This is a genomic window from Streptomyces sp. NPDC034037, from assembly GCF_055575715.1.
Genome location: NZ_JBVISC010000001.1, coordinates 1,280,430 through 1,302,140, shown reverse-complemented (window position 1 = coordinate 1,302,140; position 21,711 = coordinate 1,280,430). Strand labels below are relative to the sequence as shown.

At 73.5% G+C, this 21,711-nt stretch carries 17 protein-coding genes and 1 tRNA gene; 16 read left to right on the top strand and 2 right to left on the bottom strand.

Features of this window, described 5'->3' with window-relative positions; genetic code table 11:
• Positions 1 to 133: 133 nt before the first annotated feature.
• The 9 genes from ACZ516_RS05725 to ACZ516_RS05685 all read left to right on the top strand — a co-directional run bounded on the left by ACZ516_RS05725 (position 134) and on the right by ACZ516_RS05685 (position 10,830).
• Complete coding sequence (locus tag ACZ516_RS05725; RefSeq protein WP_358584563.1) at positions 134 to 685, top strand: MarR family winged helix-turn-helix transcriptional regulator; 552 nt, start codon at positions 134 to 136, stop codon at positions 683 to 685.
• Between the two features lie 241 nt (positions 686 to 926).
• Positions 927 to 2,270, top strand: coding sequence for a nitrate/nitrite transporter (locus tag ACZ516_RS05720; RefSeq protein ID WP_469008646.1), 1,344 nt, complete (start codon positions 927 to 929; stop codon positions 2,268 to 2,270).
• 105 nt (positions 2,271 to 2,375) lie between these two features.
• Complete coding sequence (locus tag ACZ516_RS05715; RefSeq protein ID WP_358910663.1) at positions 2,376 to 3,563, top strand: uroporphyrinogen-III synthase; 1,188 nt, start codon at positions 2,376 to 2,378, stop codon at positions 3,561 to 3,563.
• Positions 3,564 to 3,831: 268 nt separating this feature from the next.
• Positions 3,832 to 4,419 carry a CGNR zinc finger domain-containing protein gene (locus tag ACZ516_RS05710; protein WP_469008644.1) on the top strand — a complete coding sequence of 196 codons (588 nt, stop codon included), beginning with the start codon at positions 3,832 to 3,834 and terminating at the stop codon, positions 4,417 to 4,419.
• Between the two features lie 243 nt (positions 4,420 to 4,662).
• Positions 4,663 to 5,238 carry a sigma-70 family RNA polymerase sigma factor gene (locus ACZ516_RS05705; RefSeq protein WP_361076285.1) on the top strand — a complete coding sequence of 192 codons (576 nt, stop codon included), beginning with the start codon at positions 4,663 to 4,665 and terminating at the stop codon, positions 5,236 to 5,238.
• On the top strand, positions 5,235 to 6,077 hold the full coding sequence (locus tag ACZ516_RS05700; protein WP_469008643.1) for a zf-HC2 domain-containing protein: 843 nt from the start codon (positions 5,235 to 5,237) through the stop codon (positions 6,075 to 6,077). The genes ACZ516_RS05705 and ACZ516_RS05700 overlap by 4 nt, the downstream gene beginning before the upstream one ends.
• A 108-nt stretch (positions 6,078 to 6,185) precedes the next feature.
• Positions 6,186 to 8,525, top strand: coding sequence for a HelD family protein (locus ACZ516_RS05695; RefSeq protein WP_469008642.1), 2,340 nt, complete (start codon positions 6,186 to 6,188; stop codon positions 8,523 to 8,525).
• 359 nt (positions 8,526 to 8,884) lie between these two features.
• Positions 8,885 to 10,318 (top strand): NAD-dependent malic enzyme, encoded by a 1,434-nt coding sequence (locus ACZ516_RS05690; RefSeq protein WP_469008640.1) that lies wholly within the window; start codon positions 8,885 to 8,887, stop codon positions 10,316 to 10,318.
• Between the two features lie 230 nt (positions 10,319 to 10,548).
• A complete protein-coding gene (locus ACZ516_RS05685; protein WP_016645140.1) occupies positions 10,549 to 10,830 on the top strand; it encodes an HU family DNA-binding protein in 282 nt (93 codons plus the stop codon).
• A gap of 83 nt (positions 10,831 to 10,913) precedes the next feature.
• Here the strand turns inward: ACZ516_RS05685 and murA are convergent, their stop codons facing one another.
• A complete protein-coding gene (gene murA, locus ACZ516_RS05680; RefSeq protein WP_361076277.1) occupies positions 10,914 to 12,263 on the bottom strand; it encodes a UDP-N-acetylglucosamine 1-carboxyvinyltransferase in 1,350 nt (449 codons plus the stop codon).
• Positions 12,264 to 12,516: 253 nt separating this feature from the next.
• On the opposite strand from murA, the gene ACZ516_RS05675 reads away from it, so the two are divergent.
• From ACZ516_RS05675 to ACZ516_RS05645, 7 genes are all read left to right on the top strand, one after another.
• On the top strand, positions 12,517 to 13,116 hold the full coding sequence (locus ACZ516_RS05675; protein WP_358584576.1) for a YqgE/AlgH family protein: 600 nt from the start codon (positions 12,517 to 12,519) through the stop codon (positions 13,114 to 13,116).
• A gap of 112 nt (positions 13,117 to 13,228) precedes the next feature.
• Positions 13,229 to 13,528: a DUF3039 domain-containing protein gene (locus ACZ516_RS05670; RefSeq protein ID WP_037825937.1), complete on the top strand. Its 300-nt coding sequence runs from the start codon at positions 13,229 to 13,231 to the stop codon at positions 13,526 to 13,528.
• 111 nt (positions 13,529 to 13,639) lie between these two features.
• Positions 13,640 to 15,340, top strand: a complete 1,701-nt coding sequence (locus ACZ516_RS05665) for a beta-N-acetylhexosaminidase (protein WP_469008638.1) — start codon at positions 13,640 to 13,642, stop codon at positions 15,338 to 15,340.
• A 313-nt stretch (positions 15,341 to 15,653) separates the two neighbouring features.
• Positions 15,654 to 16,556 (top strand): FAD binding domain-containing protein, encoded by a 903-nt coding sequence (locus ACZ516_RS05660; RefSeq protein WP_469008636.1) that lies wholly within the window; start codon positions 15,654 to 15,656, stop codon positions 16,554 to 16,556.
• Positions 16,553 to 18,688 (top strand): (2Fe-2S)-binding protein, encoded by a 2,136-nt coding sequence (locus ACZ516_RS05655; protein ID WP_469008635.1) that lies wholly within the window; start codon positions 16,553 to 16,555, stop codon positions 18,686 to 18,688. The genes ACZ516_RS05660 and ACZ516_RS05655 overlap by 4 nt, the downstream gene beginning before the upstream one ends.
• Positions 18,685 to 20,985, top strand: coding sequence for a xanthine dehydrogenase family protein molybdopterin-binding subunit (locus ACZ516_RS05650; protein WP_469008633.1), 2,301 nt, complete (start codon positions 18,685 to 18,687; stop codon positions 20,983 to 20,985). The genes ACZ516_RS05655 and ACZ516_RS05650 overlap by 4 nt, the downstream gene beginning before the upstream one ends.
• Positions 20,986 to 21,017: 32 nt before the next feature.
• The gene (locus ACZ516_RS05645) at positions 21,018 to 21,569 is read left to right on the top strand and encodes an AAA family ATPase (RefSeq protein WP_467464991.1); all 552 of its coding nucleotides are present in this window, start codon (positions 21,018 to 21,020) and stop codon (positions 21,567 to 21,569) included.
• 26 nt (positions 21,570 to 21,595) lie between these two features.
• On the opposite strand, the gene ACZ516_RS05640 is transcribed toward ACZ516_RS05645, so the two are convergent.
• Positions 21,596 to 21,670: transfer RNA gene (locus ACZ516_RS05640), tRNA-Cys, on the bottom strand.
• Between the last annotated feature and the right edge of the window lie 41 nt (positions 21,671 to 21,711).

The following is a 21,711-nucleotide window of genomic DNA, read 5'->3' as shown; positions in this document are numbered from 1 at the left end:
CGGTCCGCGAACGTCAAGTATCTGAATGTTGAGAGACTCTTCGTTGAGATGCCTGACGCTCAGATGCCTGACGCTCAGATACCGAGCGCTGAGAGAACCCGCCTCAGGAAGAACCCGAAGGAGCAGCACCCCCATGGCCGACCAGCAGCCCACCGACCAGCAGCCCGCCGACCCCCGCCCCGACGCCATCGACGAGCTCCGCTCCCAGTGGCGCCGCGAACGCCCCGACCTGGCACTCTCCGGCCTGGACGCGATGGCCCTGGTGGGCCGCATCAAGCGCGCCGACCACCTGTTGAGCAAGGGCATGAAGAAGGTGTTCGCCGAGTACAACCTGGAGTTCCCGGAGTTCGACGTGCTCGCCACGCTGCGCCGCGTCGGCGCCCCGCACGAGCTGACCGCGGGCGGCCTCCTGAAGACCGCGATGGTGACCTCGGGCGCCATCACCAACCGCCTCGACAAGCTGGAGCGCAAGGGGCTCATCGAGCGCCGCCCCGACCCCGCCGACCGCCGGGCCATCCGCGTACGCCTCACCGAGGCCGGACTCGACCTGGTGGACCGCGCGGTGGTCGACCACATCGCCAACGAGGAGCGCATGCTGGCCGCCCTGACCCCCGCCGACCGCGAGGCGCTGGACTGGGCGCTGCGCCGCCTCCTGGTCTCCCTCGGGGACACCCACCTCGGCTGACCGGCCGCCGCCCCACGCCCCCACCGGCCGCCCACGCCCCTCGGCGGCGGCCCACCCTCACCACCGCGCCCCGCCCCCGGTGAGAGCAACGTTCCCCGCCGGTCACCCGACGCCACAGGACCGAAACGCGCTCTCCCTACCTTCGGGACCGACGCCACCCCGGCCGCGCCGGCCGGGGCCGGTGGGCGCGGACGCGGATGTGGACGCGGACGTGGTTGCGGACTAGCCGTGGAGGCACGTGATGTGGATCGAGCGGTGGGACCCGGAGGACGAGAGGTTCTGGAAGGAGGAGGGGGGCGAGCGCGTCGCCCGGCGGAACCTCGCCTTCTCGGTGCTCTCCGAGCACATCGGGTTCTCCATCTGGAGCATGTGGTCCGTGCTGGTCCTGTTCATGGGACCGGAGTACGGGATCGACCCGGCGGGCAAGTTCTTCCTGGTGTCCATGGCCACCCTGGTGGGCGCCGTCGTCCGCGTCCCGTACACCTTCGCCGTCGCCCGCTTCGGCGGCCGCAACTGGACCGTCATCGCCGCCTCGCTGCTGCTCGCGCCGACCGTCGCCGCCTTCGCGGTCATGGAACCGGGGACCTCCTACACCACCTTCATGGTGTGCGCGCTGCTCACCGGCGTCGGCGGGGGCAACTTCGCGTCCAGCATGACCAACATCAACTCCTTCTTCCCGCTGCGGCAGAAGGGCTGGGCGCTCGGCCTCAACGCGGGGGGCGGCAACATCGGCGTACCGGTCGTGCAGCTCGTCGGGCTCGCCGTCATCGGGGCGAGCGGCGGGCCCCGGGTGGTGCTCGGGATCTACATCCCGCTGATCCTCCTCTCCGTCTTCTGCGCCGCCCGCCACATGGACAGCATCTCCTCCGTGCGCAACGACACCGGGGCGGTCAAGGCGGCGGCGCGGGACGCGCACACATGGATCATGGCGTTCCTGTACGTGGGGACGTTCGGCTCGTTCATCGGGTACAGCTTCGCCTTCGGGCTCGTCCTGCAGACGCAGTTCGGGCGCACGCCGCTGGAGGCCGCCCAGATCACCTTCATCGGCCCGCTGCTCGGCTCCCTCATCCGGCCCGTGGGCGGACGGTTCGCCGACCGGTTCGGCGGCGCCCGCATCACCCTCGGCAACTTCGTCGGGATGGGGGCCGCGACCGGTGTCATTGTGGTGGCCTCCGTCAAGGAGTCGCTGCCGCTGTTCGTCGGCGCCTTCATCGCGCTGTTCGTGCTCACCGGGCTCGGCAACGGCTCGACGTACAAGATGATCCCCGGCATCTTCCAGACCAAGGCGGAGCGCAAGGGGCTCGTGGGCGAGGAGGCCGCGGCCTACGGGCGGCGGCTGTCGGGGGCGGCGATGGGGCTGATCGGGGCGGTCGGCGCGCTCGGCGGCCTCGGCATCAACCTCGCGCTGCGGCAGTCCTTCCAGAGCGCCGGGTCGGGCACGGGCGCCTACGTCGGGTTCCTCGCCTTCTACGGGGTGTGCTCCGTCCTCACCTGGGCCGTATACCTTCGCGGGAAGGCGGCCACGCGGACGGTCGCCGGAGCCGACCAGGACGCGAAGCCGCGGCTCAGCTACGCCGAGGTGTGACGTAACACGGCGGACATCGCCGTGATCCGGGCCTGTCACGCACGATTGACAGGCTCGGTCGTCCGCCGCCCACGAGCCACGAGCGGGACGAGACGAGACGTAACCATGCACGCCACTCCACCACAGCCCAGCAGCCCCTCACCCGGCCCGTCGTCCGGTGCGCGGCCGGCGCACGGACCCCTCGCCGGATTCACCGTGGGCGTGACCGCCGCCCGCCGCGCCGACGAGCTCGGCACGCTGCTCCAGCGGCGCGGCGCCACCGTGCTGCACGCCCCCGCGCTGCGCATCGTGCCGCTCGCCGACGACAGTGAACTGCTCGCCGCAACCCGGCAGTTGATCGACCACGCGCCGGACGTCGTGGTCGCCACCACCGCCATCGGGTTCCGCGGCTGGATCGAGGCCGCCGACGGATGGGGGTACGGCGACGCCCTGCTCGGCTGCCTGCGCGGCGTGGAGCTGCTCGCCCGCGGGCCGAAGGTGAAGGGTGCGGTGCGCGCCGCCGGGCTCACCGAGGAGTGGTCGCCCTCCTCCGAGTCCATGGCGGAGGTCCTCGACCGGCTGCTCGGCGAGGGCGTCGCGGGACGGCGTATCGCCCTGCAGCTGCACGGCGAGCCGCTGCCCGGCTTCGTCGAGGCGCTGGAGGCCGGGGGCGCGGAGGTCGTCGGCGTACCGGTGTACCGGTGGCTGCCGCCGGAGGACCTCGCCCCCGTGGACCGGCTGCTCGACGCGACGGCCGGGCGGGGCGTGGACGCGCTGACGTTCACCAGCGCGCCCGCCGCCGCCTCGCTGCTGGCGCGGGCGGAGGAGCGGGGCATGGCCGCCGAGTTCCTCGCCGCCCTCGACCACGACGTCCTGGCCGCCTGTGTGGGGCCGGTGACGGCGCTGCCGCTCCAGTCCCGCGGGGTGGTCACCGTGCAGCCCGAGCGTTTCCGGCTGGGCCCGCTCGTCCAGCTGCTGTGCCAGGAACTGCCGTCGCGCGCACGGGTGTTGCCCGTCGCCGGGCACCGGGTCGAGATCCGGGGTCACGCCGTGCTGGTCGACGAGGAGCTGCGGGCCGTGCCGCCCGCCGGCATGGCCCTGCTGCGCGCCCTCGCCCGCCGCCCCGGCTGGGTGGTCGCCCGCGCCGAGCTGCTGCGCGCGCTGCCCGGCGCGGGCCGCGACGAGCACGCGGTGGAGACGGCGATGGCCCGGCTGCGTACGTCGCTGGGGGCGCCGAAGCTGATCCAGACGGTGGTCAAGCGGGGGTACCGGCTCGCGGTCGACCCGACGGCGGAGTCCAAGTACGGCCAGTGACCGTCCGGCCTCGGCACCCGGGCCCGGCTCCCAGGGGTCGGCGGCCGCCGGTCCGGCCCGACCCGCGGAACAGGCAACCCCCGCCGCCCCGCGACAAGCAACCGCCCGCCCCCGAAAAGCTGACGCCGCGTCCGATGCGTGCGGTGGCAGGGGTTCCGGACCCGGCGGGGGACGGGCACTGTAGGGAGTACGCGGTGCGCGGCGGCCTCGAACCGGTGGCACGCGGCCGCCCTCACTCACCGGCGACCCCCGAGGCGGTGACAGACGCATGGCGCTGGACACGGCCCCCGCTCCGTACGAGCCGCGGTTCGACTCCGGGCGGAGCTGCCTGGACCTCGTGGCGACCACCCACCCCGTGGAAAGGCTCGGTTCCGTGGCGGGACTGCGCGCCTGGCTCGTGGGCACCGGCCTCGTCCCGGCGGGCACACCCCTGCGCGCCGCGTGCCCCGCGTGGCTCACCGCCTTCCACGAACTACGCGGCCAGATACGGCAGTCGGTCCTCGGCGAGATCGAGCACAGGCCCGCCGCCGAAGCCCTGGAGCGGGTCAACGCCCTCGCCGCCGAGGCGCCCCCGGCCCCCCGCGCGGTCCGCGACGCCGACGGCACCCTGGTCCGCGCCCTGGGCGAGGACCCGGACTGCGCGGCGCTCGTCGCGTGCCTGGCCAGGGACGCCGTGGACCTGCTCACCGACCCCGAGGCCCGCGCCAGGATCCGCCGGTGCGAGGGCGACAACTGCCCGCTCGTCTACCTGGACACCTCGCGCGGACACCGCCGCCGCTGGTGCTCCAGCGAGGTGTGCGGCAACCGCGAGCGGGTCGCCCGGCACCGCCGCAGGGCCGCCCTCGCCCGCACCTGAACCCGCCCTCGCCCGCACCTGAACCCGCCCGCGGACCCGCACCTGAACCCGCGCCGGAAACCGCACCTGAACCCGCGCCGGAAACCGCACCTGAACCCGTGTCGGAATCCGCACCCGATACGCACCCGGTACGGACCCGAACCAAACCCGCCCCACGAGGCGTTGAACGCCCCGCGCCCCGCGTACGTATCCCCGTCGTGAGACCCGCCCGACCCGCCCGAAGGGCGGACACCGGAGGCAGACGTGCGCAAGGATTCCGCCGTGGCCGATGAACGCCGCCAGCCGCCCCGGCACCGACTCGGCCGGCCGGCGGGCCCGGACGAGGAGCTGATGCGCGCGCTCTACCGCGAGCACGCCGGCCCCCTCCTCGCGTACGTGCTGCGGCTCGTCGCGGGAGACCGGCAGCGCGCCGAGGACGTCGTGCAGGAGACACTCATCCGTGCCTGGAAGAACGCCGGTCAGCTCAACCGGGCGACCGGCTCGGTACGCCCCTGGCTGGTGACGGTCGCCCGGCGCATCGTCATCGACGGCCACCGCAGCCGGCAGGCCCGGCCGCAGGAGGTCGATCCGTCGCCGCTGGAGGTCATCCCCGCGGAGGACGAGATCGATAAGGCGCTGTGGCTGATGACACTCTCCGACGCGCTGGAGGACCTGACTCCCGCGCACCGAGAGGTACTTGTTGAAACCTACTTCAAAGGGCGTACGGTCAACGAGGCGGCGCAGACGCTGGGCATCCCCAGCGGCACGGTCCGCTCACGGGTCTTCTACGCGCTTCGCTCGATGAAGCTCGCACTGGAGGAGCGGGGGGTGACGGCATGACCGGGTTCCACGGCCACCAGGGCGGGTGGCAGGACGAGACCGTCCACGAGAGCGTCGGCGCCTACGCCCTCGGGGTCCTGGACGAGGCCGACGCCGCGCGGTTCGAGGCGCACCTCGCCGGGTGCGAGCCGTGCGCGCGGCAGCTGGAGGAGCTGTCCGGCGTGGAGCCGATGCTGGCCGCGCTGGCCGGCTTCCCCGAGGGGCACGGGGGCCACGACGGGCACCGGGATCACGGCGGACACGGCGCCCACCGCGTACCGACCATCGGCGACCAGCGCGCTGCCCGCCCCGGCCCCCGCCTGGCCGACCGCCTGCTCGGCGAGGTCTCGCGCCGGCGCGAGCAGCGGCGCAGGCGGGGTCTGCTCCTGGTCGCGGCGGCGGTCGCGCTGATCGTCGGCGGGCCGCTCGCGGTCCTCGCGGTGACCGGCGAGGGCGGCGGCCCCGAGGACGTCGCGGCCGACCCGCACCCCACCAGCCCCGCCGAGGACGCCTTCTTCCACCACATGGACGAGAAGGCGGGGGCCACGGACCCGGCGACGAAGGTCAGCGCCACGGTCGGCACCGAGAAGAAGGCGTGGGGCACCCACGCCGTCCTGGAGCTGAAGAACGTCAAGGGCCCGCTGAAGTGCTCCCTGGTCGCCGTCGGCAAGGACGGCGCCAAGGAGACGGTCACCAGCTGGTCGGTGCCCAAGTGGGGCTACGGCATCAAGGACAGCCCGGACAAGTGGGCGCGCGGCCCGCTGTACGTCCACGGGGGCGCCGCGATGGACCGCAACGACATCGATCACTTCGAGGTGACCACGTTCGACGGCGACCGGCTGGTCAGGGTCGACGTGTAACCGCGACCGGGTGCACAAGCACGGTCCCTTTCGCGTACGGTGGACGGCTGCTCAACAGGGGCAGCAGCACGCTTGAAAGGGGCCCCGGTGGCCGACGTCAACGCAGTCATGCCGTCAGGCACACGCGACCGTGAGATCAGCGTCGAGCAGGACCATCTCGACCAGGTCTACCGGCGCCTCGAGGAGAAGATCCACGAGGCCGAGTTCCTGATGAACGACGCCGCGCAGCGTGCACAGGTGGGCACGCCCGGCGCGCTCGCCGAGCGCGACGCGCAGGTCTTCCGCGCCGGGGTCCACCTCAACCGGCTCAACAACGAGTTCGAGGACTTCCTCTTCGGCCGCATCGACCTGCTCCGGGGCAAGGACGGCAAGAAGGGGCCCGACGGCGCGTACACGGCCGTCGAGCCCGCCGAGGGCGCCGTCAACGAGGACAACACGGCCGAGATCGCCGAGACGCTGCACATCGGCCGCATCGGCGTCCTGGACGCGGACTACTCCCCGCTCGTCATCGACTGGCGCGCGCCCGCCGCCGCCCCCTTCTACCGCTCCACGCCCGTCGACCCGGGCCGCGTCGTGCGCCGCCGCGTCATCCGCTCCAAGGGCCGCAGGGTCCTCGGCGTCGAGGACGACCTGATGCGCCCGGAGATCACCGCCTACCTCGACGGCGAGCGGCTCCCGGTGATCGGCGACGGCGCGCTGATGGCCGCGCTCGGCCAGGCCCGCGGCCACACCATGCGGGACATCGTCGCGTCGATCCAGGCGGAGCAGGACATGGTGATCCGCGCGCCCGCCGCGTCGGTGACGTACGTGGAGGGCGGCCCCGGCACCGGCAAGACGGCGGTGGCGCTGCACCGCGCCGCCTACCTGCTCTACCAGGACCGCCGCCGGTACGCGGGCGGCATCCTCATCGTCTCCCCGACCCCGCTCCTGGTCGCCTACACCGAGGGCGTCCTGCCCTCCCTCGGCGAGGAGGGCCAGGTGGCGATCCGCGCGGTCGGCTCCCTGGTCGACGGCGTCGAGGCCACGGTCTACGACTCCCCGGCGGTGGCCCGCGTCAAGGGCTCCTCGCGGATGCTGACGGTGCTGCGCAAGGCGGCGCGCGGCGCGCTGGAGGGCATGGCGGCCAGGCCCGCGCCCCCGCGCGACGAGCAGCTGACCTTCGGCGACGACCCGGCGCCCGCGCCCAGGGAGTCCCAGGGCGCCCCCACCCGCCTGCGCGTCGTCGCGTTCGGCCGCCGGCTGGAACTGGACGCGGAGCAGCTCAACCGCATCCGCCGCAACGCACTGGGCGGGACCGCCCCGGTCAATCTGCTGCGCCCGCGCGCCCGCAAGCTCCTCCTGGACGCCCTGTGGTCGCAGTCGGGGGCCGCGGGCCGCCACTCCGACCCCGAGCTGGCCGCCGAGCTGCGCTCCTCCTTCGACGACGACATCACGTCCGAGGACGACTTCATCCGCTTCCTCGACGCCTGGTGGCCGGAGCTGACCCCGCGCGCGGTGCTCGCCGCGATGGGCGACGAGCGGCGCCTCGGCCGCTGGGCCCGCCGCGTCCTTAACCCCGGCGAGGTCCGCAAGGTCGCCCGCTCCCTGAAGCGGGACGCCCTGTCCGTGCACGACGTGGCGCTCCTGGACGAACTCCAGGCGATCCTCGGCACGCCGCACCGGCCCCGCAAGAAGAAGGAGCTGGACCCCCTGGACCTGCTCACGGGCCTCGAAGAGCTGATGCCGCAGCGCGAGGAGACCCAGCGCGAGCGCGCCGAGCGCCTGGCGGCCGAGCGCACCGAGTACGCGCACGTCATCGTCGACGAGGCGCAGGACCTCACCCCCATGCAGTGGCGCATGGTCGGCCGGCGCGGGCGGCACGCCACCTGGACGGTCGTGGGCGACCCGGCGCAGTCCTCGTGGTCGGACCCGGACGAGGCGGCCGCGGCGCGCGACGAGGCCCTGGGCAGCCGCCCGCGCCGCCGCTTCACGCTCACCGTCAACTACCGCAACCCCGCCGAGATCGCGGAGCTGGCCGCCAAGGTCCTGGCCCTCGCGATGCCGGGCGCCCTGTCCCCGTCGGCGGTCCGCTCGACCGGCGTGGAGCCGCGGTTCTCCGTGGTGCGTGACGGCGACCTCGGCGCGTCCGTGCGCGCGGAGGCGGCCCGGCTCCTGGAGCGGGTGAGCGGCACGATCGGCGTGGTCGTCGCGATGAACCGCCGCGACCAGGCGGCCCGCTGGCTCGACGGCCTCGGCGACCGCGTGGTGGCGCTCGGCAGCCTGGAGGCCAAGGGCCTGGAGTACGACGCGACGGTCGTCGTCTCGCCCGCGGAGATCGCCGACGAGTCCCCGGCGGGCCTGCGGGTGCTGTACGTGGCGCTGACACGGGCGACGCAGCAGCTCACGGTGGTCTCGGGGGACCGGGACGAACCGGACGAGCGGGGCGTGCCGGACCTGCTCCGGGATTGAGTTCCCGGGACGGAATTGCCATGCGGGATTCGTTTGTTACCTTGGATGTGGCACCGGCTCGATCCAAGCCCCCGGGCCCAACCTTCGTCGCCACGAGCGACCACTTGCCGCGAGGCGAGCATGGCGGGCCGGTGTCATGAACGTAAGGGGAGAGGCCCACGTCACCACGTGACGTGGGCCTCTTTCTGTTTCCTTCAACTTCTCGTATGGTGGAAACATCTTTCCGAAATCGATCGGACAGCGCGATGTGACCGCCGGTGAACAAAACGTTCTCAATCCGGGGCGACTACCACGTACCCGCTGGTAGGTGCGACCATCGGACGGCAACAGCTACAAGGTGAAAGCAGAGGAAGTCGGCCATGGCAACGGCGCCCAGCGTCTCCTACTCGATGACGGTCCGGCTGGAGGTGCCCGCGAGCGGAACCGCGGTCTCCCAGCTCACCACGGCCGTCGAGTCATCCGGGGGCTCGGTCACCGGCCTCGACGTCACGGCCTCCGGCCACGAGATGCTGCGGATCGACGTGACGATCGCGGCGTCCTCCACCACGCACGCCGACGAGATCGTCGAGCAGCTGCGCACCATCGAGGGCGTGACCCTCGGCAAGGTCTCCGACCGTACGTTCCTGATGCACCTCGGCGGCAAGATCGAGATGCAGTCCAAGCACCCCATCAGGAACCGTGACGACCTCTCCATGATCTACACCCCGGGTGTCGCCCGGGTCTGCATGGCGATCGCGGAGAACCCCGAGGACGCGCGCCGCCTGACCATCAAGCGCAACTCCGTTGCGGTCGTAACGGACGGATCGGCCGTTCTCGGGCTCGGCAACATCGGCCCGAAGGCCGCCCTGCCGGTCATGGAGGGCAAGGCGGCCCTCTTCAAGCGCTTCGCCGGCATCGACGCCTGGCCGCTGTGCCTGGACACCCAGGACACCGACGCCATCGTGGAGATCGTCAAGGCGATCGCCCCCGGCTTCGCGGGCATCAACCTGGAGGACATCTCCGCGCCCCGCTGCTTCGAGATCGAGGCACGCCTGCGCGAGGCCCTGGACATCCCCGTCTTCCACGACGACCAGCACGGCACCGCGATCGTGGTCCTGGCCGCGCTCACCAACGCGCTGCGCGTGGTGGGCAAGGGCATCGGCGACGTGCGCGTGGTCATGTCGGGCGCCGGCGCGGCCGGCACGGCGATCCTCAAGCTGCTGCTCGCGGCGGGCGTCAAGAACGCCGTGGTGGCCGACATCCACGGCGTCGTGCACGCCGACCGCGAGGACCTGGTCTCCGCCGCCGCCGACTCGCCGCTGCGCTGGATCGCCGACAACACCAACCCCGAGGGCCTCACGGGCACGCTCAAGGAGGCCGTCGTCGGCGCCGACGTGTTCATCGGCGTCTCGGCCCCGAACGTGCTGAACGGCGACGACGTCGCGGCCATGGCGGAGGGCGCCATCGTGTTCGCGCTCGCGAACCCCGACCCCGAGGTCGACCCGGCGATCGCCCGCCAGACGGCGGAGGTCGTGGCCACCGGCCGCTCGGACTTCCCCAACCAGATCAACAACGTCCTGGTCTTCCCGGGCGTCTTCCGCGGCCTGCTCGACGCCCAGTCGCGTACCGTCAACACGGAGATGATGCTGGCCGCCGCGGGCGCGCTCGCCGACGTCGTCGCCGAGGACGAGCTGAACCGGAACTACATCATCCCGAGCGTCTTCAACGACAAGGTCGCGGGCGCCGTGGCCGGTGCGGTGCGCACCGCGGCGAAGGCCGCGGGCGTCGCTGTGACGGGTCCCACGTCCGCCTGACCTCGGCGCGTCGCGGGACGCCGGGTCGTAAACGCCCCTTTAGGGTGGCGGACCATGGCCCTGCGGCCCTGTGGAGGGTGCCGGATTGGCTTTCCCGCCGCAGGTGGGGGCAGGATGCGTAATCGGGCGCGAGGGTCTGACGCAAGACCCGGGTCCGGGGACTGTCCGAGGACCCTGGCAGCATCGGCTTCGATCACGCCTCAACGGCAAAAGAACACGGGAGTACAAACATGAACCGCAGTGAGCTGGTGGCCGCGCTGGCCGACCGCGCCGAGGTGACCCGCAAGGACGCCGACGCCGTGCTGGCCGCGTTCGCCGAGACTGTCGGCGAGATCGTTGCCAAGGGCGACGAGAAGGTCACCATCCCCGGCTTCCTGACCTTCGAGCGCACCCACCGTGCCGCTCGCACCGCCCGTAACCCGCAGACCGGCGAGCCGATCAACATCCCGGCCGGCTACAGCGTCAAGGTTTCGGCTGGTTCCAAGCTGAAGGAAGCGGCCAAGGGGAAGTAAGTAACCCTGAGCAGCTGAAAGGGGCGGTCACCCAGTGGGTGACCGCCCCTTTCGTGTGCGCCGGCCGGCGCACACGCGGGCTGCTAGAGCGCCGTCCTGCCGTTCGGCAGCTCGACCTTCGCGCCGAGCTCCTGGAGCTTGTCCATGAAGTTCTCGTAGCCGCGGTTGATCAGGTCGATGCCGTGCACCCGGGACGTGCCCTGGGCGGCCAGGGCCGCGATGAGGTACGAGAAGCCGCCGCGCAGGTCGGGGATGACCAGATCGGCGCCCTGGAGCTTCGTGGGGCCGCTCACGACCGCCGAGTGCAGGAAGTTGCGCTGGCCGAAGCGGCAGTCGGAGCCGCCCAGGCACTCGCGGTAGAGCTGGATGTGCGCGCCCATCTGGTTGAGCGCGGAGGTGAAGCCGAGGCGCGACTCGTAGACCGTCTCGTGGACGATGGACAGGCCCGCGGCCTGCGTCAGCGCGACGACCAGCGGCTGCTGCCAGTCGGTCTGGAAGCCGGGGTGCACGTCCGTCTCCAGGGCGATGGCGTTGAGCGAGCCGCCCGGGTGCCAGAAGCGGATGCCCTCGTCGTCGATCTCGAAGGCGCCGCCCACCTTGCGGTAGGTGTTCAGGAAGGTCATCATCGAGCGCTGCTGGGCGCCGCGGACGTAGATGTTGCCTTCGGTCGCCAGGGCCGCGGAAGCCCAGGAGGCGGCCTCCAGGCGGTCCGAGAGGGCGTGGTGGTTGTAGCCGCCGAGGCTGTCGACACCGGTGATGCGGATGGTGCGGTCGGTGTCCATGGCGATGATCGCGCCCATTTTCTGCAGGACGCAGATCAGGTCCTCGATCTCCGGCTCGACCGCGGCGTTGGAGAGCTCGGTCACACCCTCCGCGAGGACGGCGGTGAGCAGGACCTGCTCGGTGGCGCCCACGGACGGGTACGGCAGGCGGATCTTGGTGCCGCGCAGGCGCTGCGGGGCCTCCAGGTACTGGCCGTCGGCGCGCTTCTCGATGGTCGCGCCGAACTGGCGGAGCACCTCGAAGTGGAAGTCGATGGGACGGCCGCCGATGTCGCAGCCGCCGAGGCCGGGGATGAAGGCGTGCCCGAGGCGGTGCAGGAGCGGTCCGCAGAAGAGGATCGGAATCCGCGACGAGCCGGCGTGGGCGTCGATGTCGGCGACGTTGGCGCTCTCCACGTGCGACGGGTCCAGGATCAGCTCTCCCGGCTCCTCACCGGGACGGACCGTCACGCCGTGCAGCTGCAGCAGGCCGCGTACGACACGCACGTCGCGGATGTCGGGGACGTTGCGCAGCCGGCTCGGAGCGCTGCCGAGCAGCGCGGCAACCATGGCCTTGGGCACGAGGTTCTTCGCGCCGCGGACACGGATCTCGCCCTCCAGCGGGGTGCCGCCGTGGACAAGCAGTACATCGTCAATGCCGGTGACGGTCATGAATCTCGCGTTCCGATTGGATGGACGGGGGGACCAAGGGGCAAGCGTAATGGCCGTGTACCCCCCTTCCGTAAGGGCAAGGGCGTGCAAAACAGGTCATGAGTTCGCCACAACACGAACCGTACGGAACCGGACACTCCGGGTCACCGCCGCCGCCGTGCGCTCCGGCCGCTCTCATGCGCCCTGAACTGCACCGGTCCCCGTGGGGCCGTTCCCTCCCCGCGCGCGGCGAAGATGCGGGATCATGTGGAGCATGACCGAGGTGTCCTCGCTCACAGGGCGGCTGCTCGTGGCCACGCCGGCCCTGACGGACCCCAATTTCGACCGCGCGGTGGTGCTGCTCCTCGACCACGACGAGGAGGGCTCGCTCGGTGTGGTCCTGAACCGCCCGACGCCGGTGGACGTGGCCGACATCCTGGAGGGCTGGGGCGCGCTGGCCGGTGCGCCGGGCGTCGTCTTCCAGGGCGGCCCCGTCTCGCTGGACTCGGCGCTCGGCATCGCGGTGATCCCCGGCGAGGAGGGCACGCCGTCGGGCATCCGCTACCGCACCGGCCGCGTCGACCCCGTGGGCTTCCGCCGGGTGCACGGCGCGATCGGCCTCGTCGACCTGGAGGCCCCGCCGGAGCTGCTCTCCCCGGCACTCGGCAGCCTGCGGATCTTCGCCGGGTACTCCGGCTGGGGGCCCGGCCAGCTGGAGACCGAGCTGGCGGACGGCGCCTGGTACGTGGTCGAGTCCGAGCCGGGGGACGTCTCCTCGCCCGACCCGGAGCGGCTGTGGCGCGCGGTGCTCCGACGCCAGCGCAGCGAGCTGGCGATGGTCGCCACCTATCCGGACGACCCCTCGCTCAACTGACCGAGGACGCGCTCCGCCCAGCGCTCGTGCGGCGCCCCGCCGGCGTACCGGCGAGGGGTTCGGGGCGGCGGCCGCTGCCCGGAGGCGGCGCGCGTGAGTACCCTTGGCCCTTATGAGCACTCTTGAGCCCGAGCCCGAGCGCGGGGCAGGTACGGGGACCCTCGTAGAGCCGACGCCGCAGGTGTCGCACGGTGACGGCGACCACGAGCGCTACGCGCACTACGTCCAGAAGGACAAGATCATGGCGAGCGCGCTCGACGGCACGCCCGTCGTCGCGCTCTGCGGCAAGGTGTGGGTCCCCGGCCGCGACCCGAAGAAGTACCCCGTCTGTCCCATGTGCAAGGAGATCTACGAGTCCATGGGCGCCGGCGGCGACAAGGACAAGGGCGGCAAGGACGGCGGCAAGAAGTAACCCCCTCCTCCCTCCCCTCCGGGGCCACCCACAGACCCCTCGCCGAAGGGGCGTTGCGCGTGCCGCAACGCCCCTTTTGCGTGCCGCGATCGCGTGACAGCCTTGCGTCGCATGACCCTTGAGCGCCCACCCGTCGCCCACCACCGCCCCGAGGGAAGGCGCTTCGCGCCGCTCGCCGACCTCATCCCGGCGCCCGCACGCGCCGAGGCCGTGCCCGGTTCCCCCTTCACCGCCGGACCGACGACCACGCTGTGGGCGGGCCCCGGCACCGAGTCCACCGAGCGCTGGCTGCGCGCCACGCTCGGCGCCGCCCTCGGCCTGGCGCTGCCCCCCGGCGCCGAGGGCGCGGGCGACTCCGTTTCCCTGCTCATCGACGCCTCCCTGGAGCCGGAGGCCTACCGGCTCACGGTCGACGGCAGCCGCGTCGAGATCCGCGGCGGCGCGGCCGCCGGGGTCTTCTGGGGTGCCCAGACGCTCCGTCAGCTCTTCGGTCCCGACGCCTTCCGGCGCGCTCAACTGCGGCCCGGCGCCCGCCACCCGCTGCCCGCCGCCGTGGTGGAGGACGCGCCCCGCTTCGGCTGGCGCGGCATGATGCTCGACGTCTCCCGGCACTTCATGCCCAAGGACGGCGTCCTGCGCTACCTCGATCTGCTCGCCGCCCACAAGCTCAACGTCTTCCACTTCCACCTCACCGACGACCAGGGCTGGCGCGTGGAGATCAAGCGCCACCCGAAGCTCACGGAGACCGGCGCGTGGCGCGCCCGCTCCAAGTGGGGCCACCGCAACTCACCGCTGTGGGAGGAGCGCCCGCACGGCGGCTTCTACACGCAGGACGACATCCGCGAGATCGTCGCGTACGCCGACTCCCTGCACATCACCGTCGTCCCCGAGGTCGACATCCCGGGCCACTCGCAGGCCGCGATCAGCGCCTACCCGCACCTCGGCAACGCCGACGTGGTCGACACCGGCGCGCTGAGCGTCTGGGACACCTGGGGCGTCAGCCCGAACGTGCTGGCCCCCACCGAGGACGTACTCCGTTTCTACGAAGGCGTCTTCGAGGAAGTCCTCGAACTCTTCCCGTCCCCCTACATCCACGTCGGCGGCGACGAGTGCCCCAAGGTCCAGTGGAAGGCCTCGCCGGCCGCGCAAGTCCGGATCAAGGAGCTGGGCGTCGAGGGCGAGGAGGGGCTGCAGAGCTGGTTCATCCGGCACTTCGACGCCTGGCTCACGGCCCGCGGGCGGCGGCTCGTCGGCTGGGACGAGATCCTGGAGGGCGGCCTCGCCGAGGGCGCCACCGTCTCCTCCTGGCGCGGCTACCGCGGCGGGATCGCCGCCGCCCGGTCCGGCCACGACGTCATCATGTGCCCCGAGCAGCACGTGTACTTGGACCACCGGCAGGACGGCGGCCCCGACGAGCCGATGCCCATCGGCTTCGTCCGCACCCTGGAGGACGTCTACCGCTTCGAGCCGGTCCCCGCCGAACTCACCGCCGAGGAGGCCGCGCACGTCATCGGCACCCAGGCCAACGTCTGGACCGAGGTGATGGAGAACCAGGACCGCGTCGACTACCAGGTCTTCCCCCGCCTCGCCGCCTTCTGCGAGGTCGCCTGGCGCCACCTCCCCGCCCCCGCCGAACGCGACTTCGCCGACTTCGGCCGCCGCATGGAGGCCCACTACGCGCGGCTCGACGCCCTCGGCGTCCACTACCGCCCGCCGGGCGGCCCGTTGCCCTGGCAGCGGCGGCCGGCCCCCGAAGGGCTGACGAACAGTGACCTCGGCCGCCCGATCGAGGGGCCGCCCCCGATCGTGTGAGGTCCCTTCCGGTGAGGTCCTTCCGGGTGCGTGCCCCTTGCCCGCGTGCCCGGTCCCGGCGGCCCCCGCCCCGCCCCCGGGCCGCCAAAAGCCGTGCGAAAACGGCATATCCCCCTGGACCGGGGACGAATGCCTCCTAGCGGACCCCCGCGTCGGGCCCCGCGGAAGATGTGCCAGAGTTGCCACGTCCGGGTGGGGAGCACGTACCGTACGGCGGAACAGGCGGAACGGTGACACGTCGCGGACGGCGAGCACTTCACGTACGCGACGCAGGTGAAGTACACGGCCGGGCATCGGGAAGGGGCAGCCGGTTTTGAGCACGCACGCACCGCAGGCGGCGACACCGCGGTCGGTGAAGCTGCCCGTCACGCTCGACGAGGCCGTGGCGGCACTCGCCGCCATGCCCGCCGCCGTGCCCGTCGCCGGCGGCACCGACCTCATGGCCTCCGTCAACTCCGGACAGCTGCGCCCCGCCGCCCTCGTGGGCCTCGGCCGCATCAACGAGATCCGCGGCTGGCAGTACCAGGACGGGCACGCCCTGCTCGGCGCCGGCCTCACCCACGCCCGCATGGGCCGCCCCGACTTCGCCGCGCTCATCCCCGCCCTGGCCGCCGCCGCGCGCGCCGCGGGACCGCCCCAGATCCGCAACGCGGGCACCCTCGGCGGCAACATCGCCTCGGCCGCGCCGACCGGCGACGCGCTGCCCGTCCTCGCCGCCCTCGAAGCCGTCCTGATCATCACCGGGCCCGAGGGGGCCCGCCGCGAAGTGCCCGTCGCGAACCTGCTCGCGGGCATGGAGATGCTCCGTCCCGGCGAGTTGATCGGCTTCGTGCGCGTGCCCCTGCTGCACGCCCCCCAGGTCTTCCTCAAGGCGACCGGACGCACCGGCCCCGGCCGGGCCACCGCGTCCGTCGCGCTGGTCCTCGACCCCGCGCGGCGCGGGGTGCGGTGCGCGGTCGGCGCCATCGCGCCGATGCCGCTGCGGCCCCTGGAGGCCGAGCAGTGGGTCGCCTCGCTGATCGACTGGGACGGCGAGCGCGGCAGCCTCGTGCCGGAGGCGGTCACCGCCTTCGGCGAGTACGTGGGGGCCGCGTGCGTCCCCGACCTGCCCCCGGCGGCCGACGGCACCGAACAGCCGTTGTCGCCCGGCGTACTGCACCTGCGGCGCACCGTCGCCGCGCTGGCCCGACGAGCACTGGGGAGGGCGCTGTCGTGAGCGACGACCGGAACACCGACAACGGCGGCGGCTGGCAGCCGCACCCGCAGGGTGAGTACGACTCGGACGCCACGGCGTTCGTGCAGCTCCCCGAGGGCATGCTGGACGTCCCGCTCGCCGCGCCGGGGCACGGCTACGTGCCGCCGCAGATCACGGTCACGCCGACCACCGCCGACGCCACCGACCCGGCCGCCACCGGCTCGTGGGTCATGCCCCCCGAGGTCGCGGGCGGCTACGACGCCACCGGGCAGTGGGCCTTCGCCGGCACCGAAGCGGCACAGACGCAGGCGTACGGGCAGGACCAGGGGTACGGGCAGCAGGAGCATCTGGAGCGCCTGGAACACCAGGGGTACGAGCCGTCGGAGCACCCGGGGTACGAGTCCTCGGAGCACCCGGGGTACGAGCAGTCGGAGCCCCTGGGGTACGACCACCAGGGCTACGAGCAGGGTCACAGCCAGGGGTACGGCCAGTCCTACGCGCACCCCGGCGCGGCGCCCTCCTCCGACGTCACCGGGCAGTGGTCCATCCCGGTCGCCGAGGGCGAACTGCCGGACGACTCGGGCGAGTACACGGCGTCCGCGCAGGCCGGCGGCTACCCCTACGGCACGCACCTGACCTCCTGGCCCGGCGGCGGCACGCCGCCGGCGACTCTGCCGGGCGGCGCGCCCGCGCCGTGGGCGACGGGAGCGGGCGCCGGCGCGCCCTGGGGCGAGCAGCCCCAGGAGACCCCGGAGCAGCCCGCCGCGGAGCCTGCCCCGCAGGAACCGCAGGAACCGCGGGAGCCGCGGGAGAACGGGTTCGAGCGCACGACGCTGCTGCGGGCGGTCAGTGTGCCGCCCGCCGGGCAGTCGGGGATCGAGGCGGCGCGGGCCGCGGAGGCCGCGCTGGCCGCCGAAGCCGTGCAGGAGATGGTCGAGACCGTCCAGGAGGCCGCCGAGGCCGCCGAGGCGGCGGAGATCGCCGCGGTGCTCGACGCGTCGGACCCGGCGGAGCAGTTCGAGTCCGCCGAGCAGTTCGAGTCCGCCGAGCAGACGGACCCGACCGACGGCGCCCTGGACGACTCCTTCCCCCGGCCCTTCGCCGAAGCCGCTCCGGAGGCGGCCCAGGAGGCTGAGCCCGCAGCGCTGCCGGAGGCCGCCTCGCAAGCGGCGCCCGAAGCCCCGGACGAGGCCCCCGTCGCCGCCACCCCGGACACGCCCCCGGTGCCCGCCGAGGACGCGCCCGCCGAGCCGGCCGCCACTCCCGAGCCCATCGCCCTCGGGCCCGTCGCCGCTCCCGAACCGGCCCCCGCCCCCGAGCCCGTGGCCGGGCCGGAGCACGCGGACGCGCCCGACGCGGCGGCCGGGACCGCCGAAGCGCCCGCCGAGGCCGTCGAGGCCCCCGAACCGGACACCGGGGCCGGTGAGCACGCCGCTCCGGACGACGACGCGGCGGCCGGGACCGCCGACGCCCCCGTCATCGCCCCCAACCCCCTGCACGACGACCACCCCCTCGGCTCCTACGTGCTGCGCGTGAACGGCACCGACCGTCCCGTCACCGACGCCTGGATCGGCGAGTCCCTGCTGTACGTCCTGCGGGAGCGGCTCGGTCTCGCGGGCGCCAAGGACGGCTGTTCGCAGGGCGAGTGCGGGGCCTGCAACGTCCAGGTGGACGGCAGGCTCGTCGCGTCCTGCCTGGTGCCGGCCGCCACCACGGCGGGCAGCGAGATCCGCACCGTCGAGGGCCTGGCCACCGACGGGCAGCCCTCCGACGTGCAGCGCGCGCTCGCCGCGTGCGGCGCCGTGCAGTGCGGGTTCTGCGTGCCGGGCATGGCCATGACCGTGCACGACCTCCTGGAGGGCAACCCCGCCCCCAGCGAGCTGGAGACCCGCCGCGCCCTGTGCGGCAACCTCTGCCGCTGCTCCGGCTACCGCGGTGTCCTGGACGCCGTGCGCGAGGTGGTCGCCGAGCGCGAGGCGAGCGCCGCCGCCGACACTCCGGCGTCGGCCGCCGAGCGGGCCGAGCAGGGCGACGAGGCCCGCATCCCGCACCAGGCGGCCCCGGGCGCGGGCGGCGTCCACCAAGGCGCGTACGACGAAGGGCCGTACGAAGGGCCGCGAGGCCCCTTCGGCCAGGACGGAGGCCAGGCGTGAGCGACGAGACCACCACCGTGCCCCCGCCCGCCGCCGCGCCGGGCCCCGAGCCGCTGCCGCACGGCATCGGCGCGTCCCTGCCGCCGGCGGACTCCCGGGCCAAGACGGAGGGCACCTTCCCCTACGCCGCCGACCTGTGGGCCGAGGGCCTGCTGTGGGCGGCGGTCCTGCGCTCCCCGCACGCCCACGCGCGCATCGTCTCCATCGACACCCGCCACGCGCTCCAGATGCCGGGCGTACGCGCCGTCATCACCCACGAGGACGTGCCCGGCGAGGCGCTGCACGGGCGCAGGACGCCGGACCGCCCGGTCTTCGCCTCCGACGTCGTACGCCACCACGGCGAGGCCATCGCCGCCGTGGCCGCCGACCACCCCGACACCGCGCGGATGGCCGCCGCCGCCGTCATCGTCGAGTACGAACCGCTCGAACCGGTCACCGACCCCGAGAAGGCCTTCGAGGCCGAGCCGCTGCACCCCGACGGCAACCTCATCCGCCACATCCCGCTGCGCCACGGCGACCCGGAGGCGGCGGGCGAACTCGTCGTCGAGGGCCTGTACCGCATCGGCCGCCAGGACCCGGCGCCGATCGGCGCCGAGGCGGGGCTGGCCGTGCCGCGCCCCGACGGCGGGGTGGAGCTGTACATCGCCTCCACCGACCCGCACGCCGACCGCGACCGGGCCGCCGCCTGCTACGGCCTGGCGCCGCAGCAGGTGAAGGTCGTCGTCACCGGCGTGCCGGGCGCGACCGCCGACCGCGAGGACGCGAGCTTCCAGCTCCCGCTCGGGCTGCTCGCGCTGCGCACCGGCTGCCCCGTCAAGATCACCGCGACCCGCGAGGAGTCCTTCCTCGGCCACGCCCACCGCCACCCCACCCTGCTGCGCTACCGCCACCACGCGGACGCCGAGGGCCGCCTGGTCAAGGTGGAGGCGCAGATCCTGCTCGACGCGGGCGCCTACGCGGACACCTCCTCGGAGGCCCTGGCCGCCGCCGTCTCCTTCGCCTGCGGCCCCTACGTGGTGCCGAACGCCTTCATCGAGGGCTGGGCGGTCCGGACGAACAACCCGCCCTCCGGGCACGTCCGGGGCGAGGGCGCCATGCAGGTGTGCGCCGCGTACGAGGCCCAGATGGACAAGATCGCCAAGAAGCTGGGGGTCGACCCGGCCGAGCTGCGGCTGCGCAACGCCATGGCCACCGGGGACATCATGCCCACCGGCCAGACGGTGACGTGCCCGGCCCCCGTGGCCGAACTCCTCGCCGCCGTACGGGACTTCCCGCTGCCCGAGCTGCCCAAGGACACCCCCGAGAACGAGTGGCTGCTGCCCGGCGGCCCCGAGGGCGCGGGCGAACCGGGCGCCGTGCGGCGCGGGGTCGGCTACGGCCTCGGCATGGTCCAGCTCCTGGGCGCCGAGGGCACGGACGAGGTCTCCACCGCCACCGTGAAGGTCCACGACGGCGTGGCCACGGTGATCTGCGCCGCCGTCGAAACCGGCCAGGGCTTCACCACGCTGGCCCGCCAGATCGTCCAGGAGACCCTCGGCATCGAGGACGTGCGGGTGGCCCCCGTCGACACCGACCAGCCCCCGGCGGGCCCGAGCTGCCGCGGCCGCCACACCTGGGTGTCCGGCGGCGCCGTGGAGCGCGCGGCGAAGATGGTCCGCACCCAGCTGCTCCAGCCGCTCGCCCACAAGTTCGGCATGTCCACCGAGCTGCTCCAGATCACCGACGGCAAGATCACCTCGTACGACGGGGTGCTGTCCACGACGGTCACCGAGGCGCTGGAGGGCAAGGAGCTGTGGGCCACGGCCCAGTGCCGTCCGCATCCGACGGAGCCGCTGGACGAGGCCGGGCAGGGCGACGCCTTCGTCGGCATGGCGTTCTGCGCGATCCGCGCGGTGGTGGACGTCGACATCGAGATCGGCTCGGTGCGGGTCGTCGAGCTGGCCGTCGCCCAGGACGTGGGCCGCGTCCTCAATCCGGCGCAGCTGCGGACCCGCATCGAGGCGGGCGTCACGCAGGGCGTGGGCGCGGCGCTGACGGAGAACCTCCGCACCCCGCGCGGCATCGTCCGCCACCCCGACCTCACCGGGTACGCCCTGCCCACGGCCCTGGACACCCCGGACATCCGCATCGTGAAGCTGGTGGAGGAGCGGGACGTCGTCGCCCCCTTCGGCGCGAAGGCGGCCGGCGCGGTGCCGGTCGTCACCTCTCCCGCGGCCGTCGCCTCGGCGGTCCGCGCGGCGACGGGCCGCCCGGTCAACCGCCTGCCGATCCGGCCGCAGGCGGCGGTGGCGCAGTAATCCCTCGCGGCGCCCGGGGAGCCGGTGGCACCATGGGCGCCATGACCATCTCCGACCCCACCGGTGTCGTCGTCGTCACGGGCATCATGGCGGCCGGAAAGTCCACGGTGGCCCAGGCGTTGGCCGAGCGGCTGCCGAAGTCCGCGCATGTGCGGGGCGACGTCTACCGGCGGATGATCGTCTCGGGCGGCGCGGAGTTCGAGCCGGGGGCCGGGGGAGAGGCGGAGGCGCAACTGCGCCTGCGGTACGGCCTGTCGGCGTCCACCGCCGACGCGTACGCGGCCGCCGGCTTCACGGCCGTCGTCCAGGACGTCATCCTGGGCCCGTGGTTGCGGACGTACGTCGACCTGCTGCGCACCCGCCCCGTGTACGTCGTCGTCCTCGCCCCGCGCCCCGAGGCGGTCGCCGCCCGGGAGGCCGGACGCGGCAAGACGGGCTACGGCGCGTGGACGGTCCAGGACCTGGACACGGGCCTGCGCGAGACCACCCCGCGCCTCGGCCTGTGGCTGGACAGCTCGGAGCTCTCGGTGGGGGAGACGGTGGACGCGATCCTGGCGCGCCTGGAGGACGCGCGGATCGCCTGACTCCGTCGCGGAGGTCGTGGAGGTCGTGGAGGCCGTGGCGGGAATCGAACCCGCGTAACTGGATTTGCAGTCCAGCCCCTCAGCCACTCGGGCACACGGCCGTGCACCGGGTTCCGGTCTGCGAACCCGACCCCTTGAACGT

Excerpts from the sequence above, each read along its gene's own strand:
- ACZ516_RS05700 (WP_469008643.1), top strand. The coding sequence starts at position 5,235 with ATGACCGGGTTCCACGGCCACCAGGGCGGGTGGCAGGACGAGACCGTC.
- ACZ516_RS05690 (WP_469008640.1), top strand. The coding sequence starts at position 8,885 with ATGGCAACGGCGCCCAGCGTCTCCTACTCGATGACGGTCCGGCTGGAG.
- ACZ516_RS05715 (WP_358910663.1), top strand. The coding sequence starts at position 2,376 with ATGCACGCCACTCCACCACAGCCCAGCAGCCCCTCACCCGGCCCGTCG.
- ACZ516_RS05675 (WP_358584576.1), top strand. The coding sequence starts at position 12,517 with ATGACCGAGGTGTCCTCGCTCACAGGGCGGCTGCTCGTGGCCACGCCG.
- ACZ516_RS05710 (WP_469008644.1), top strand. The coding sequence starts at position 3,832 with ATGGCGCTGGACACGGCCCCCGCTCCGTACGAGCCGCGGTTCGACTCC.
- ACZ516_RS05645 (WP_467464991.1), top strand. The coding sequence starts at position 21,018 with ATGGGCGCCATGACCATCTCCGACCCCACCGGTGTCGTCGTCGTCACG.
- ACZ516_RS05695 (WP_469008642.1), top strand. The coding sequence starts at position 6,186 with ATGCCGTCAGGCACACGCGACCGTGAGATCAGCGTCGAGCAGGACCAT.
- ACZ516_RS05665 (WP_469008638.1), top strand. The coding sequence starts at position 13,640 with ATGACCCTTGAGCGCCCACCCGTCGCCCACCACCGCCCCGAGGGAAGG.
- ACZ516_RS05725 (WP_358584563.1), top strand. The coding sequence starts at position 134 with ATGGCCGACCAGCAGCCCACCGACCAGCAGCCCGCCGACCCCCGCCCC.
- ACZ516_RS05720 (WP_469008646.1), top strand. The coding sequence starts at position 927 with ATGTGGATCGAGCGGTGGGACCCGGAGGACGAGAGGTTCTGGAAGGAG.
- murA (WP_361076277.1), bottom strand. The coding sequence starts at position 12,263 with ATGACCGTCACCGGCATTGACGATGTACTGCTTGTCCACGGCGGCACC.
- ACZ516_RS05685 (WP_016645140.1), top strand. The coding sequence starts at position 10,549 with ATGAACCGCAGTGAGCTGGTGGCCGCGCTGGCCGACCGCGCCGAGGTG.
- ACZ516_RS05670 (WP_037825937.1), top strand. The coding sequence starts at position 13,229 with ATGAGCACTCTTGAGCCCGAGCCCGAGCGCGGGGCAGGTACGGGGACC.